Source organism: Pseudomonas saponiphila (assembly GCF_900105185.1).
GTDB classification, from domain to species: domain Bacteria; phylum Pseudomonadota; class Gammaproteobacteria; order Pseudomonadales; family Pseudomonadaceae; genus Aquipseudomonas; species Aquipseudomonas saponiphila.
Window position 1 is genome coordinate 895,615 of sequence record NZ_FNTJ01000002.1, and the last position, 14,290, is coordinate 909,904.

12 protein-coding genes are annotated in these 14,290 nt (G+C 59.1%); 11 read left to right on the top strand and 1 reads right to left on the bottom strand.

The features are described 5' to 3' along the window. Positions 1 to 118: 118 nt before the first annotated feature. The 6 genes from BLV47_RS25970 (at position 119) to BLV47_RS25995 (ending at position 7,572) form a co-directional block, all read left to right on the top strand. Positions 119 to 1,876, top strand: coding sequence for a carbamoyltransferase family protein (locus tag BLV47_RS25970; protein WP_016968301.1), 1,758 nt, complete (start codon positions 119 to 121; stop codon positions 1,874 to 1,876). Further along, on the top strand, positions 1,860 to 2,990 hold the full coding sequence (locus BLV47_RS25975; protein ID WP_092319007.1) for a glycosyltransferase: 1,131 nt from the start codon (positions 1,860 to 1,862) through the stop codon (positions 2,988 to 2,990). The genes BLV47_RS25970 and BLV47_RS25975 overlap by 17 nt, the downstream gene beginning before the upstream one ends. After that, entirely contained in the window at positions 2,990 to 3,886 is an 897-nt protein-coding gene (locus BLV47_RS25980) for an antimicrobial resistance protein Mig-14 (protein ID WP_092319009.1), read from the top strand. Before BLV47_RS25975 ends, BLV47_RS25980 begins: the two co-directional genes overlap by 1 nt. A gap of 8 nt (positions 3,887 to 3,894) precedes the next feature. Beyond that, a complete protein-coding gene (locus tag BLV47_RS25985; RefSeq protein ID WP_092319011.1) occupies positions 3,895 to 5,298 on the top strand; it encodes a PIG-L deacetylase family protein in 1,404 nt (467 codons plus the stop codon). A gap of 84 nt (positions 5,299 to 5,382) precedes the next feature. Next, complete coding sequence (locus BLV47_RS25990) at positions 5,383 to 6,339, top strand: glycosyltransferase family protein (RefSeq protein WP_092320569.1); 957 nt, start codon at positions 5,383 to 5,385, stop codon at positions 6,337 to 6,339. Between the two features lie 138 nt (positions 6,340 to 6,477). Then, positions 6,478 to 7,572: a glycosyltransferase gene (locus BLV47_RS25995; protein WP_092319013.1), complete on the top strand. Its 1,095-nt coding sequence runs from the start codon at positions 6,478 to 6,480 to the stop codon at positions 7,570 to 7,572. Here the strand turns inward: BLV47_RS25995 and BLV47_RS26000 are convergent. Continuing rightward, positions 7,561 to 8,127 carry a lipopolysaccharide kinase InaA family protein gene (locus BLV47_RS26000; RefSeq protein ID WP_177431249.1) on the bottom strand — a complete coding sequence of 189 codons (567 nt, stop codon included), beginning with the start codon at positions 8,125 to 8,127 and terminating at the stop codon, positions 7,561 to 7,563. The genes BLV47_RS25995 and BLV47_RS26000 overlap by 12 nt on opposite strands. A gap of 146 nt (positions 8,128 to 8,273) precedes the next feature. Here BLV47_RS26000 and BLV47_RS26005 point away from each other — a divergent pair, with 146 nt between their 5' ends. The 5 genes from BLV47_RS26005 to hldE all read left to right on the top strand — a co-directional run bounded on the left by BLV47_RS26005 (position 8,274) and on the right by hldE (position 14,277). Next, on the top strand, positions 8,274 to 9,446 hold the full coding sequence (locus BLV47_RS26005; protein ID WP_092319017.1) for an O-antigen ligase family protein: 1,173 nt from the start codon (positions 8,274 to 8,276) through the stop codon (positions 9,444 to 9,446). A 15-nt stretch (positions 9,447 to 9,461) separates the two neighbouring features. After that, positions 9,462 to 11,270, top strand: a complete 1,809-nt coding sequence (gene msbA / locus BLV47_RS26010) for a lipid A export permease/ATP-binding protein MsbA (protein WP_092319019.1) — start codon at positions 9,462 to 9,464, stop codon at positions 11,268 to 11,270. Positions 11,271 to 11,422: 152 nt separating this feature from the next. Beyond that, on the top strand, positions 11,423 to 12,127 hold the full coding sequence (locus BLV47_RS26015; RefSeq protein ID WP_092319021.1) for a sulfotransferase family 2 domain-containing protein: 705 nt from the start codon (positions 11,423 to 11,425) through the stop codon (positions 12,125 to 12,127). Beyond that, the gene (cysC, locus tag BLV47_RS26020) at positions 12,120 to 12,740 is read left to right on the top strand and encodes an adenylyl-sulfate kinase (protein WP_092319023.1); all 621 of its coding nucleotides are present in this window, start codon (positions 12,120 to 12,122) and stop codon (positions 12,738 to 12,740) included. Before BLV47_RS26015 ends, cysC begins: the two co-directional genes overlap by 8 nt. A gap of 103 nt (positions 12,741 to 12,843) precedes the next feature. Continuing rightward, positions 12,844 to 14,277, top strand: coding sequence for a bifunctional D-glycero-beta-D-manno-heptose-7-phosphate kinase/D-glycero-beta-D-manno-heptose 1-phosphate adenylyltransferase HldE (gene hldE, locus BLV47_RS26025; protein ID WP_092319025.1), 1,434 nt, complete (start codon positions 12,844 to 12,846; stop codon positions 14,275 to 14,277). Positions 14,278 to 14,290: the final 13 nt, after the last annotated feature.

A 14,290-nucleotide genomic window follows, 5' to 3' on the forward strand; every position in this document is an offset into this window, starting at 1 on the left:
GCTTGCCCCTGCTTTTCAGTTATAATCGCGCCCTTTCGTTGTTTCTCGCCCCTTGCGAGCACACTTTATTTTCAAGGCGCATCGCGCCCGCATGCAGACTAAACGAGGCTAGACCCCTGTGGCATTGACGATTCTTGGCCTGTCCGGCGCCCTTAGCCATGATCCTTCAGCAGCCCTGTATATCGACGGCAAGCTGATCGCGGCTGCTGAAGAAGAGCGTTTCGTGCGCGACAAGCATGCAAAGAACCGCATGCCCTACGAGTCGGCGAAGTTCTGCCTGGAACAGGCCGGTATCAAGCCTTCCGACGTTGACGTGGTAGCGATCCCCTTCGCGCCCATCAGCCTGTTCGGCAAGGCCCGTTGGCACTACGCCAAGCGTTACTGGTACGCCCCGGACCGCGCCCTGGACGCGATCCTGATGGGCAACCGTCGCTACAAGCGCTACCGCAAGAAGATCGTCTGGTGCCTGGAGCAACTGGGCTTTGACCCGAAAAAGGTCAAGATCGAGCCGGTGGAGCATCACCTGGCCCACGCCTCCAGTGCCTACCACTGCTCGGGCTTCAAGGAGAAGACCGCGATCCTCGGGATCGACGGCAAGGGCGAATACGCCACCACCTTCTTCGGCTACGGCGAGAACGGCAAGATCCACAAGATCAAGGAGTTCTTCGATCCGGACTCCCTGGGCGGCCTCTATGGCGCCATCACCGAGTTCCTCGGTTTCGAGATGCTCGATGGCGAGTTCAAGGTCATGGGCATGGCGCCTTATGGCGATGCCAGCAAGTACGACTTCTCGCGTCTGGCCAGCTTTGAAAACGGCGAGCTGGTGATCAACACCGACTACGCCAACGTCATCGGCCTGCGCCGCTACAAAGAGAAGGGCAAGGGTTTCTACTTCTCGCCAAAACTCATCGAGTGGCTGGGTCCCAAGCGCGAAGGCGACATCGCCGACGAGCCGTACATCCACTACGCGGCGAGCATGCAGGCACTGTTCGAGAAGCTGGCCCTGCAGATGATCGACCACTACCTGGGCGACATCCTCAAGGAAACCGGCAAGCTGGCCTTCGCCGGTGGCTGCGCGCTGAACGTCAAGCTCAACCAGAAGATCATTGCCCGTCCCGAGGTCAAGGAGCTGTTCGTACAGCCGGCTTCTGGCGACGCCGGTACCGCGGTCGGTGCCGCGGCCTATGTTTCCCACGCCCGTGGGGTGCCGGTGGAGAAGATGGAACACGTCTATCTCGGCCCGTCCTACAGCAACGAAGACGTGATCGCCGCTTGTGCCCGCCACCCGAACAAACCGGCCTGGCGGCAGATCGACAACACTCCGGAACGCATCGCCAAGATCATGGTGGACGGCAACCCGGTGGCCTGGTTCCAGGGCCGCATGGAGTTCGGTCCGCGGGCCCTGGGCGGCCGCTCGATCATCGGTTGCCCGAGCGCCACCGGTGTGGCCGATCGGATCAACGAGCAGATCAAGTTCCGCGAGCGCTGGAGGCCTTTCTGCCCGTCGATGCTGGATACCGTTGGTCCGCAAATGATCAAGGTCGACCACCCGGCGCCGTTCATGACCTTCACCTTCGAAGTGGCTGAAGAGTGGAAGACCCGGGTGCCGGAAGTGGTCCACGAGGACGGCACGTCCCGGGCCCAGGTGCTCAAGCGCGAATACAACCCGCGCTACTACGACATGATGAAGGCCCTGGAAGTCCTGACCGGCAACGGCGTGTCGCTGAACACCTCGCTGAACCGCCGCGGCGAGCCGATGATCTGCTCGCCTACCGACGCCTTGAACATGTTCTATGGGTCCGATCTGCAGTACCTGATCATGGAAGACATTCTGGTGGTCAAAGACGGCGTGGACCCTTATGACACGCTCGGCTGAACGCCATGTGCTGCAGTTCTGTCACGGCTATGACGGGCCGTTCCTGGACTGCGCCCGGCAATACGCCAATCTGTTCGCCGGCAGCGGCTATCGGGTGACCACGGTGTTTCTGACCGGGGCCGCCGATGCCGATGTCGCTGCGGGCTGTGCGTCAGATGAAGTGCTGTTCATGGAGTACAGCTCCAAGGCCATTCGTGGCCTGAAGCTGGGCGCGATCCGTGACTTGCGCAAGATCGCCGCCTCGCGCGATTTCAGCTTGTGCATCGCCCATCGCTTCAAGCCGATCTACATTGCCCTGCTGGGCACGGGCTTGCCGGTGATTGGCGTCCATCATGCGTTTTCCGATTACAAGCGTGGCAGCCGCAAGCTGTTCGCCCAGCTGTTCCGCAAACGCCTGAGCCTGCTCGGGGTGTCGGATGCGGTGCGTGACGATATGCGTGCCTGCCTGCCGAAATGGCCGGCACAGCGTATTCAGACCCTGTACAACCGAATCGACCTTGAGGCACTGCAGGCCGAACAACTGAGCGCAGCCCAGGCCCGCAGCGAGCTGGGCCTGTCCGCTGAAGCCTGGATTGTCGGCAATGTCGGGCGCCTGCATCCGGACAAGGACCAGGCCACTCTGCTGCGGGGTTTTGCCGCCGCCGTGCCGCAACTGCCGCCGCACAGCCAGTTGGCGATCCTGGGCACCGGCCGCCTGGAGAAGGAGCTGAAATCCCTGGCTCGGGAGCTGGGTGTCGCCGATCGCGTGCTGTTCCTCGGGCAGGTGCCGCAGGCCCGGCGCTACTTTCGCGCATTCGATGTGTTTGCCCTGAGTTCCGATCACGAGCCCTTTGGCATGGTCCTGCTGGAAGCCATGGCCGCCGGCGTGCCCCTGCTGGCCACCGCCTGCGGTGGTGCGAAGGAAGTGGTCGAGGGCGTGGGCATCCTGTTTCCGCTGGGTGACGTCGAGCACATGGCGCAAGGCCTGCAGCACCTGGCCGCGATGGATGATCATCAGCGTCGGGTCTGCGCCGAATTGATGCTTGATCGCCTGCGTGAGCGTTTCTCCGACCGTGCCGTACGCGACGTATTCTGGCGTTTGCCGCAAGTCACCGATCTGACCGCGAGGGGCTGATGCTCAATCGATTTCAAGGCTGGCGCGAACGCGGCTGGTCAGTCATTGACGCATCGACCTATGCCGATGCCTGGCAGCGCTTTGGTGGCAGCGTGGCGACTCACCCGCTGGTGGTCGAGCAACTGGCGGACCTGGCGCAGATTCCCGTGCGTTATCTGGCCTGGGAACAGGGCGGCCAGCTGCAGGCGGCCATCGCCACTTGGGGGCGGGATCTGGCGCTGTCCAAGGACGTGCTCAAGCGTGCCGGCAAGAAGGGGTTGTTCGATATCGGCAATGCCGAGCTGATCCTGCCGGCCGCCGCGGATGCCCAGGCCGTTCTGCGCCATCGCGGGCGTTACCTTTCCGCGCTCAACGAAGGGCGCTTCACCGCCCTCAGGCCGCAAGCCGAACAATTGGCCATGGCCCGCACCCCGGAAGAGCTGTCGAAGAAGTTTCGCTACAACCAGCGCCGCGAGCTGCGCCTGCTGGAGGAGGCTGGCGGCGTGGTGCGTGCAGTCGCTGACTTCACCAGTGCCGAGCTGGCGGCGATCTACTGTGATCTGTTCCAGCGCCGCTGGGGCTTTCCGGCCACTGGCGCCGAGCGCATGGCCGAGGTATTGGAGCGCCTGCGCGAGCTGCTGATCGGCTCGGTGATCTTTCTCAACGATGCGCCGATTGCCGTGCAGTTGATCTACCGGGTCGAAGCCCCGCAGTGGATCAGCGTTGAGTACGTCAATGGCGGTGTCGATCCCGAGACCCGGGAGTTCAGCCCCGGCAGTGTGCTGAGTTTCCTCAATACCCAGAGCGCCTGGGAGCAGGCCCGGGCCCTGGACAAGCCGCTGCGCTTTTCCTTCGGTCGCGCCGATCGTGAATACAAGGATCGTTGGTGCAATCCTGTGCCGGTTTTCCAGGTGTGAGTCCGTCCATGAGTCGCAAGCAGCAATTGCTCAAGCGCCACCGGCGCAACAAACGAATCGTCCTGTTGGTGGGGCTGGTCCTGTTGCTGCTGGTGGGTGTACTGGTGGCCTGGTGGTTGCCGCTGCTGTTGGCAGTGCTTGGCTGGGTGGCTCATGAGGCCTGGTTTGCCGATCACCTGTTCTACTCGCCCAAGGATGACTACTGCTACGACTTCGGCCATGAAGCCCAGCAGGTCGCGGTGCGCCTGGAGGCGGGACGCCTGTTGCTCGATTCGGCGCCTGAGTTGGGCACGAATGAAACCCTGATTCTCGGAGTACAGGTCAAGAGCTCCTGGATCGGGCGTTTTCTCGACCCGGCCATTGAAGTGCTGGGTGGCCCGAGCGCCGATCGCCAGGCGTTCGAGCGCGGGGTCAATGGCCTGCGCTATCTCAACCTCAGTGGCCTGGCCGGTCCCCTGGTTCGCGGCGAGCTGCAACTGCGTGGGCGCTTCTGCCGGATTCAGGTCCAGCCTCGGTTGCTGGCTTGGCGCGACCCCGACTACCGGCGTCAGCGGGTGATGGTGATCGCACCCCATGCCGATGATGCCGAACTGGCAGCCTTCGGCTTGTACAGCCAGGCTGACGAAGCCTGGATCGTGACCCTGACGGCGGGTGAAATCGAGGCCGAACATTATCAGGCCATGGGCATGAGCCCGGTCGAGGCGGCGCGCATCAAGGGCCGCCTGCGGGCCTGGGACAGTATTGCCGTGCCTCGCTGGGCGGGTGTGCCCGAGACTCACTGCGTGCAACTGGGGTATTTCTGCCTGCAACTGCCGGCCATGCAGGCCGATCCGCAGCAGCCGGTGGCCTCGCGCGAGGCGCAGTTGAGCGATATCCGCCTGTTCCGCCAGTTCAATCCATTCCCCTTGCCTGCCGACCGGGACGGCCTGCCGACCTGGGACAACCTGCTGGCGGATCTGCGAGCCTTGTTGCTCAAGGCCCGGCCTGAAGTGATAGTGCTGCCGCACCCGTCACTGGACCCGCATCCCGACCATATCTGCGCCCAGGCGGCGGTGATGCAGGCGCTTGAGGGGTTGGACTGGCAGCCGACCACCGTGCTCGGCTACGCCAATCACCTGCATGACAATGATCGTTGGCCGATGGGCGATTCTGGGGCAGGCGTTGCCTTGCCACCACTCTTCGATGCGACGGCCGCCTTGCGTCCGTGGTGCTTGTCGCTGTCCCGGGCCGAGCAGTTTGACAAGGCCATGGCGCTGGGGATGATGCATGACTTGCAGCCACCAGCGCCCTTCAAGCGACGTGTACGACGATACCTGCAGCGTTGGTTGGCCGGCCGTTCAGGATCGACCTACGGTGAAAATGAGTTTTTCCGCAAGGCGGTTCGCAGGCATGAGTTGTTCTGGCGTTTGTGAGTCGCTGCTTTAAAACTGCCTTGTGCCAAGACAACAGGGCAATGTCGATTTTTTCTCGGACTGCTCAGCTTCGAAAGGAAGATGATGAAGGTTTTATTTCTGGTGCAGAAAGAACAGCGAGCCATCCTGGATCGTTTGTACGAAGGCGTCGCCGAGAATTGTGAATGCGATGTGCGCTGGCTGAGCAGCGACGAGCAACGCAACTTGCGTCGTTACTTCCGGCGGGAGGTCGATGTTTCCCGTTATGACCGCATCATCTTCTTCCTGCGTTTCAAGCAGGAGATACGCCAGGTCGGGTTCATTCGTACTGTGCCCAACTTGGTGATTCTCGAGCACGATGCTTATCAGAATTACATTCCCTGCAAGTACACGGGCAAGTTCAGTGCCCATTACCGCCGCTTGCCTTGGGCGCGGGTGATCAGTTCAGGGCATATGGTGACCGAGCGCTTGCGCGAGGAAGGTTTCGACGCGGTGTTCGTACCTAAGGGTTACGATCAGGCGCTTTTGCAGGAGCAAGGGCGGGAGCGTGATATCGAACTGGCTTTTGTCGGCAGTACCAACAGCGTTGCCTATAGCGGCCGCAAGGCACTGCTGGATGAACTGGCGCGGGTTGAACCGTTGGTGGTCACGCGAACCAAGTCAGGGGAGGAGTACTGCGCGACCCTTAATCGGATTCGTTTTTTCGTCAGTGCCGATGTGGGCATGGGCGAATACATGATCAAGAACTTTGAAGCAATGGCTTGTGGCTGTGTTTTGTTGGCCTTCGATCAAGGGGCTGCCGAGAATGAGGCCCTGGGGTTCAAAGACATGGTCAACGTTGTGTTTTACAAGGACATCCCTCAGTTGCAGGAGAAGTTGCTCCAATTGCGCATGAATCCGTTACTGGCGGCGGATATTGCTCGTAATGGACAGGAACTTGCAGTCCAACAGTTCAGTTTCGCGCAAATTGGCCGGCGTATCGTTGATGCGCTCCAACCGCCCCTGAGAGCGCGTGCTCCCTTGAGTCTGGTGGAGAGATTGCGGTTGCGACTGGGTGTTTGATATCAACTTGTCGGGAATGCTTAGTGGCTTTTTGATACTGTTTGGGCCGGGATTCAGTTCTTTGATCAATGGCCAACCTGGCATCACTGAATTGCACATGGCGGGCTTGCGAAACCACGTATCAAGGTCATTTTTTCAATGAGCATTCTTAACATCATGTGGGCCGGCGGCTCCGCTTTTGCTTCGGTGCAGAAGGTACATCAACAGATACTTTCTCGCGTTGAGGACTGTGCATCGATCAATACCTGGCTGCTTCAAGGAAGTGCGGGTATTGGCGATCTGGGCGACCAAGTCGTTGAGTGGAATCTTTCTTCTGACCAGCTCAAGGAGCGGCGCATCTGGAAGTTGCTGGCTCCCTGGATGCGCGCGCGTTTTAAAAAGGCCCTGCCGAAAGACCTGGAAGTGGTGCTTCTGGATGGCATCGGTGTTGCGCGAGCGTTACTGCCAGTACTCAGGACTGTGCCAGGGGTGCGTGCAGTGGTCATTTTTCATGGCACCACTCGACTGCGCGGGAGCGATCTAAAACTGTTTGAGCGTTTCTCGGACTCTGAGTTGACGCTGGTTGCGGTGTCGAACACCCTCGCCCAATCCCTTGAATCTGATACGCACCGGCCTGTAGCGGTCTTGCGCAGCGCCTACGATCCGGTCGCTTTTCGTGCCGCGTCACTGCCTCGTGAGCAGGCTCGAGCTCGTTTGGGAGTGCCAATGGAGGCCTCACCAGTGCTGGGTGCGGTAGGCCGCCTGGTGAGTGGCAAGGGCTTTGCCTGTTTGCTGGAGGCCTTTGCTGCAGCGTCGGTACATCGACCCGATGCGCGCTTGGTCATTGTCGGCGAGGGTCCCGAGCGGCTTGCCCTTGAGGCCGGCATCGAGCGTTTGGGCTTGCGTGGCAAAGTTTCTCTCCCCGGTCATTTGCCGGAGGCAGCGACGCTTTATCGAGCGTTTGACTGGGTAGCCATTCCTTCGCTGGACGAGGGGCTGGGCCTGATCTTGCAAGAGGCGGTGATCTCAGGAGTTCCGGTGCTCACCAGTGAGCTTGCGGTATTCCGGGAGCAGTTGGCTGAGGCCGGCTGGTACGCGCCGCCGGACGATGCCGGTGCCTGGAGCAAGCTCATGGAGCGCGCATTTTCAGCGTCTGCCGAGGTGATCCTTGACGGTCAGTCTCGAGCACTGGCGCCGGAGCGGGCCTGGACAGATTTCACTGAAACCTCGCGGCGGCTGTTTTCATCCCGGTAACAGCGCTTGTTCCAGCGCTTGCATGGGAAAGCGTTCGTTCAGCTCTTCGCGCGCAATATAGCGTGCGAAGTGCTGCAAGTTGCGCTTGATCAGCCTGGGAGGCAGCGGCGCCCGCAAGAAACGCATATCGGCTACATCGATCAGCCCCATTTCATTCTCGGGCGTGATCACGATATTGCCCAAGTGTAATGAGCGGAAGTAGATGCCGGCCGCGTGCAATCGACGAATCAGCGCCACCAGCGGCTCAAGGTTTTGTTGCCAGTCAAAGTCTTTCTGGCTGGCCATTTGACGCAGTGTCTGCCCGGGTAATGGTCGATAAAGCACCGCGGTCATGCCGGGGGCGCTTAGCTCGAAGAACTTGAGTACGGTCAAGGTGGGGATTCCACGCTTGCGCAACTCTGCTGCGTTGTCGATAAAGCGTTTGGAGTAGGGGTGAAACAACGCTGACGAAAAAAGGCGTTTGCGGCGAAACAGTTTGAGGATGTCACCGTCTGCCAGCAGGTAGACTTTAGGACCGTAGCTGTCGGCTTCCAATATTCTGGCGCCTTCAGTCATTGAAGTTAGAGCGGCTTGGGAAAGCCTTGAACATTGCATCGTCGGAGCCTTCTCGGAGTCGCGGGCACAGTGGTCGGTAATGATGCCGAAAGTTTTGGGTTTTAACCATGCCGGGCAGGGTGGTTAGCCATGATGAGGAGTTAGGAATGCAAGCAAGTCGTTGGGCGCAGGGATGGATGGTCGGTGGACTGTTATGGTTCTTACTGGCTATTGCATTTGCGCCGACCAACAAGATTTATCAGCAGGGTCTGGTGCTTTTTCTCTGGTTGCCGGCCCTGGTTTTTGCCTGGCCTGCCCGTGATCGGCTCAAGGAAGTCTGGCGTTCGCAACCTTGGATCTGCCTGATGATCCTGCTATTGGCGACGTGGGGCGGGATCAGTTTGCTCTGGACCAACGCAGAAGATCCTTCCCGTGAGGCCAAGCGCCTGCTTTACATCGGCGTCTTCCTGCTGTTCTTCCCGGTGTTTGCCAATGCTCGGCCTGAGCGGGTCATACGAGTCATGCAATGGGGAGGTTTCGGACTGGCATTGTCGTCGCTGATTGCAGTGATCAAATTCTATGGCATTGAAGGAAATGCCTGGTATGCCCGTCTTGAAGGGTTAGGCCAGCTTTCTCATCCCATTCTCGGTGCTTACGTCATTGGTTTGGCTGCGGTGTGGATGCTGCACTGGGTGCCTCGCGGCCGTTGGATGCAGGTGGCTTGGTTGTTGGCGATGGGGCTGCTCGCGCTCTTTGTGGTGCTGAGCCAAAGCAGAGGCGCCGCTCTGGCACTGCTTCTGAGCATCGTGGCTATGCCTATCTGGTGTCGTGACCGGCGCAGTACGTTGATTGCCGCAGCGGCGGTTGTCACCGCGTTGGCGGTGTTCTGGGCAATGGAATCTCTGGTCTTGTCGCGTGGCGTTTCCTATCGTCCTCAGATTTTCATGGCGGCTTTGCACATGATTGCCGAGCGGCCCTGGGGCGGCTTGGGATTGGGCGGCGATTACAAGGTCTTTGCCGATAACATCTATTTCGATCACTCTCATAATCTGTTCACCCATGTGACCATCGAACTCGGTCTGCCGGGCCTGCTGCTTTGGTGTGGGCTGTGGTTCGGAGTGTTATGGCAAGCGTGGAAGATGCGTGATACCCAATATGGCAAGGGCATCATCGGGATATGGGTGTTCTCATTTCTGGCGATGCAGTTCGATGCTGCAAGCCTGACCGGTACGCCTCGTGCCGAGTGGTTCATCTCCTGGTTTCCAATTGCATTGGCCAGCGTTTTGGTCTGGGCACGGGGCAAGCCCGAGGCTTGTGATAAAATTCGCCGTTCTACCTAACCAGTGAGCCCGATGATGAGTGACGCACCGCCCAAAGCGGAACAGGATTCCAGCCTGAAAATCTATTTCCGGCTGCTGGGCTATGTAAGGCCGTACCTTGGCATGTTTCTGTTGAGTATCGTGGGCTTCGTGATCTTTGCGTCTACCCAGCCGATGCTCGCGGGAATCCTCAAATACTTCGTTGATGGCTTGAGCAATCCCGATGTGGTGTTCTTCCCCAACGTGCCGTATTTGAGAGACCTGAAGTTGCTGATGGCTGTTCCGCTGCTGATCGTCCTGATCGCCGCGTGGCAAGGTTTGGGATCTTTTCTGGGCAACTACTACCTGGCCAAGGTTTCCTTGGGACTGGTCCACGACCTGCGTGTCGAACTGTTCAACAAGCTGTTAGTTCTGCCCAATCGCTATTTTGATACTCATAGTTCTGGGCATCTGATTTCCCGTATCACTTTCAATGTGACTATGGTGACGGGGGCGGCCACCGACGCGATCAAAGTGGTCATTCGCGAAGGCCTGACAGTGGTCTTTCTATTTGGTTATCTGTTGTGGATGAACTGGAAGCTGACGCTGGTGATGTTGGCAATCCTGCCAGTGATTGCCCTGATGGTCGGCAGTACCAGCAAGAAATTTCGTAAACAGAGCAAAAAGATTCAGGTCGCCATGGGAGATGTGACCCATGTTGCTTCGGAAGCGATCCAGGGGTACCGAGTGGTGCGCAGTTTCGGTGGTGAAGGCTATGAGCAGCGGCGCTTTGCTGCGGCTAGCCAGAGCAACACCGAAAAGCAGCTGCGCATGACCAAGACTGGCGCTGTATACACCCCCATGTTGCAACTGGTGATTTACTCCGCCATGGCCTCACTGATGTTTTTGGTGTTGTTCTTGCGGGGCGATGCAACGGCAGGTGATCTGGTGGCCTATATCACTGCCGCGGGTTTGCTGCCTAAACCGATTCGGCAGTTGTCGGAAGTCAGCTCAACGATTCAAAAGGGCGTTGCGGGTGCCGAAAGTATCTTCGAGCAGCTGGATGTTGAGCCTGAAGTCGATAGCGGAACGGTCGAACGGGATCGTATCAGTGGTCGTCTTGAAGTTCGCAATTTGAGCTTCACGTATCCGGAGACGGGGCGTGAGGTTCTCAAGAACATTAGCTTCAGTGCCGAGCCAGGGCAGATGATTGCCTTGGTTGGGCGCTCTGGTAGTGGTAAGTCGACATTGGCCAGCCTGATTCCGCGTTTTTACCATCATGAAACCGGGGAAATTCTGCTCGACGACGTGGAAGTCGAAGACTACCGGTTGCGTAACTTGCGCCGACACGTAGCTCAGGTCACGCAGCATGTGACCTTGTTCAACGATACCGTTGCCAACAACATTGCATACGGGGACCTGGCCGGTGCGCCGCGTGCGGATATCGAGAAGGCTGCCCAAGACGCCTATGCGATGGACTTCATCGCTGAGCTGCCCCAGGGCCTGGATACCGAAGTCGGAGAGAACGGCGTGCTTCTTTCGGGTGGCCAGCGTCAGCGCTTGGCTATCGCCCGGGCGTTGCTGAAGAATGCGCCGTTGCTGATTCTTGATGAGGCAACATCAGCACTGGACACCGAGTCGGAGCGGCATATTCAGGCGGCGTTGGACAAGGTCATGAAAGGGCGTACCACCCTGGTTATCGCTCATCGGTTGTCCACTATCGAGAAGGCTGACCAGATCCTGGTGATGGACCACGGCGAAATTGTCGAGCGTGGTACCCACGTCGAGTTACTGGCCATGGGCGGGTACTACTCGCGGCTGCACGCCATGGGGCTGGACGCGCCGACTGAGGCCGATATCGTCTGATATTCCCGGGCGCGCAATGCGCTCGGGCATTTGTATCAATGCCCTTACAGGGTTGACCAAAGCTAAATAATTCCTTATCCGGCGTTTGTTATGTTGGCCCTCTCGATTCGAATGATGAACGAGAGGGTCAACCTTCTTGCGTGGATAATCGGATGTTGCAACGTCTGTTGTGGAAATTGCTTCCCAAGAATCAAAGGGCTTTCTTGCTGGGACGTTTGTCAGTGGTTGATCGGCAGGCTGTGAACAAGTCACTGTCTGCGATCATTACGCTTCCAACAAGTTTTGTGACGCATAAGTGTGTGTTCATTCACGTGCCCAAATGCGGGGGCAGTAGCCTGTGCTCTGCGCTTCTAGAGGGTCGGTGGCCTGGGCACTTACCGTATTACTGGTATCAGCAGCAGTTCCCTGAACACTGCGCGCGCAGTTTCAAGTTCGCTTTCGTCCGCGATCCCTTGGAGCGGGCTTATTCGGCATACGCTTACTTGCGGAGCAATAACATGAGTCGACGTGACCATGAGGCTCAGGCCTTGGTGGCCAGTTACCGAGATTTCGACGATTTCGTTGCGCAGTGGTTGCATCCGGACAACCTGCGTCGTCAGCTTCACTTTGCGCCTCAGACGGACTTTCTTGTTGATCAAATGGGGCGGATGTCCATGGATTTTCTAGGTCGGCACGAGCATATCGAGCGAGATTTCCGCTATCTGTGTGAGCGACTCGGAGTGGACACATCATTGCCACATCTGAATGTTTCCCTTGAGCGTCGAAACGAGCCGGTCAGGGAGTTCTGCTCCTTGCGTACGCGGCGCTTGGTCAGGCGTGCTTATCAGCGTGATTATGAGGTCCTGGGTTATGAGTGACTCTTCAGTTTTTCCGAACTCTACTGGGGTTGCTCCCGCTATCCGTCCCTTTTCCCTATCGTTGTCAGTGGATGCCCGCTCTGCGTTAAAGCACCAGCAGCCTTGTTGTCTGTGGCTGACGGGGCTGTCGGGTGCCGGAAAGTCCACTCTGGCCAATGCGTTGGAGATCAAACTCAATGAGCTGGGCCGCCATACATTTGTGCTGGACGGTGACAACCTGCGCACCGGGTTATGCAGCGATCTGGGGATGGGAATCGAGGCGCGCAAAGAGAATGTTCGGCGTATTGGCGAGGTGGCGCGCCTGATGGTCGACGCCGGATTGATTGTGATCGTCTCGGCTATTTCGCCCTTCAGTGCTGGTCGGGCGATTGCCAGGGCGTTGTTTGCTCCGGGGCAGTTTTTCGAGGTCTATGTCAGCACGCCGTTTGATGTGTGCGCCCGACGCGACCCCAAGGGCTTGTATCAAGCTGCGCTGCAAGGAGCAATCAAGGATTTCACCGGACTGGACAGTCCTTACGAAGCGCCAGAGCGGGCAGATTGCGAGATCAATACCGATGAAATCGAATTGTCCGAGGCGGTGCAGTTTGTTTTGAGTCGAGTGTTCAAAAAATGATCAGATAATGTGCGTGATACATCCCGCGTAACGCTCTCAAACGAGACGGCGCCAACCCTGTGTTAATATCGCGCCCCTGTTCATTTTGTATGTGGGATGCTCCATGAAGTTGTCCATGCCGCGATTCGATCAAGCCCCTGTCTTGGTGGTCGGCGATGTCATGCTCGACCGTTACTGGCATGGTGGTACCTCACGGATTTCCCCTGAGGCACCGGTGCCGGTGGTCAAGGTCGAGCAAATCGAGGACCGCCCGGGTGGTGCCGCTAACGTTGCCCTGAACATCGCCGCTCTCGGCGCTCCGGCATCCCTGGTGGGGGTGACCGGTGACGATGAGGCTGCCGACAGTCTGGTCAACAGCTTGAAAGGCGCGGGTGTACGGGCGCTGTTTCAGCGTATCGCTCATCAGCCGACCATCGTCAAGCTGCGGGTCATGAGCCGTCACCAGCAGTTGCTGCGTATCGATTTCGAAGAACCCTTCGCCACTGATGCCCTGGCCCTGGCGGCCGAGGTCGACGCCCTGCTCGACGGGATCAAGGTGCTGGTGCTGTCCGACTACGGCAAGGGCGCTCTGCGCAACCATCAGGTGCTGATCGCGGCGGCGCGGGCGCGGGGCATTCCGGTGCTGGCCGATCCCAAGGGCAAGGATTTTTCCATCTACCGTGGCGCCAGCCTGATCACGCCGAATCTCAGCGAGTTCGAAACCATCGTCGGCGGCTGCGCCGATGAGCACGAACTGGTGAGCAAGGGCGCCAAGCTGATGCACGACCTGGAGCTGGGAGCGCTGCTGGTGACCCGTGGCGAGCACGGCATGACCCTGTTGCGCCCGGAGCATCCGCCCCTGCATCTGCCGGCCCGTGCCCGTGAAGTGTTCGATGTCACCGGTGCCGGGGATACGGTGATCTCTACCCTGGCCGCTGCCATTGCTGCCGGTGAGGAACTGCCCCATGCCGTGGGCCTGGCCAATTTGGCGGCGGGCATCGTCGTCGGCAAGCTGGGGACAGCTGCTATCAGCGCACCGGAATTGCGTCGGGCGATCCAGCGCGAGGAAGGTTCCGAGCGTGGGGTCCTGAGCCTCGACCAACTGCTGCTGGCAATTGATGACGCCCGGGCGCACAACGAGAAGATTGTGTTCACCAACGGCTGCTTCGACATTCTCCACGCCGGCCACGTGACCTACCTGGAACAGGCTCGGGCCCAGGGTGACCGGCTGATCGTGGCGATCAACGACGATGCCTCGGTCAGCCGCCTCAAGGGGCCTGGACGTCCGATCAACAGTGTCGACCGGCGCATGGCGGTGCTGGCGGGATTGGGCGCCGTGGACTGGGTGATCAGTTTCCCTGAAGGCACTCCGGAAAACCTGTTGACCCAGGTACGGCCGGATGTGCTGGTCAAGGGCGGGGACTATGGCATCGATCAGGTAGTGGGCGCTGATATCGTCACCGCTTATGGCGGCACGGTGAAGGTGCTGGGGCTGGTCGAGAACAGCTCGACCACCGCCATCGTCGAGAAGATCCGCAAGACCGACAAGGCCGAGTAACGGCCGCAGTGAA

Excerpts from the sequence above, each read along its gene's own strand:
- BLV47_RS25990 (WP_092320569.1), top strand. The coding sequence starts at position 5,383 with ATGAAGGTTTTATTTCTGGTGCAGAAAGAACAGCGAGCCATCCTGGAT.
- cysC (WP_092319023.1), top strand. The coding sequence starts at position 12,120 with ATGAGTGACTCTTCAGTTTTTCCGAACTCTACTGGGGTTGCTCCCGCT.
- hldE (WP_092319025.1), top strand. The coding sequence starts at position 12,844 with ATGAAGTTGTCCATGCCGCGATTCGATCAAGCCCCTGTCTTGGTGGTC.
- BLV47_RS25995 (WP_092319013.1), top strand. The coding sequence starts at position 6,478 with ATGAGCATTCTTAACATCATGTGGGCCGGCGGCTCCGCTTTTGCTTCG.
- msbA (WP_092319019.1), top strand. The coding sequence starts at position 9,462 with ATGAGTGACGCACCGCCCAAAGCGGAACAGGATTCCAGCCTGAAAATC.
- BLV47_RS26005 (WP_092319017.1), top strand. The coding sequence starts at position 8,274 with ATGCAAGCAAGTCGTTGGGCGCAGGGATGGATGGTCGGTGGACTGTTA.
- BLV47_RS26000 (WP_177431249.1), bottom strand. The coding sequence starts at position 8,127 with ATGACTGAAGGCGCCAGAATATTGGAAGCCGACAGCTACGGTCCTAAA.
- BLV47_RS25980 (WP_092319009.1), top strand. The coding sequence starts at position 2,990 with ATGCTCAATCGATTTCAAGGCTGGCGCGAACGCGGCTGGTCAGTCATT.
- BLV47_RS25985 (WP_092319011.1), top strand. The coding sequence starts at position 3,895 with ATGAGTCGCAAGCAGCAATTGCTCAAGCGCCACCGGCGCAACAAACGA.
- BLV47_RS25975 (WP_092319007.1), top strand. The coding sequence starts at position 1,860 with ATGACACGCTCGGCTGAACGCCATGTGCTGCAGTTCTGTCACGGCTAT.
- BLV47_RS26015 (WP_092319021.1), top strand. The coding sequence starts at position 11,423 with ATGTTGCAACGTCTGTTGTGGAAATTGCTTCCCAAGAATCAAAGGGCT.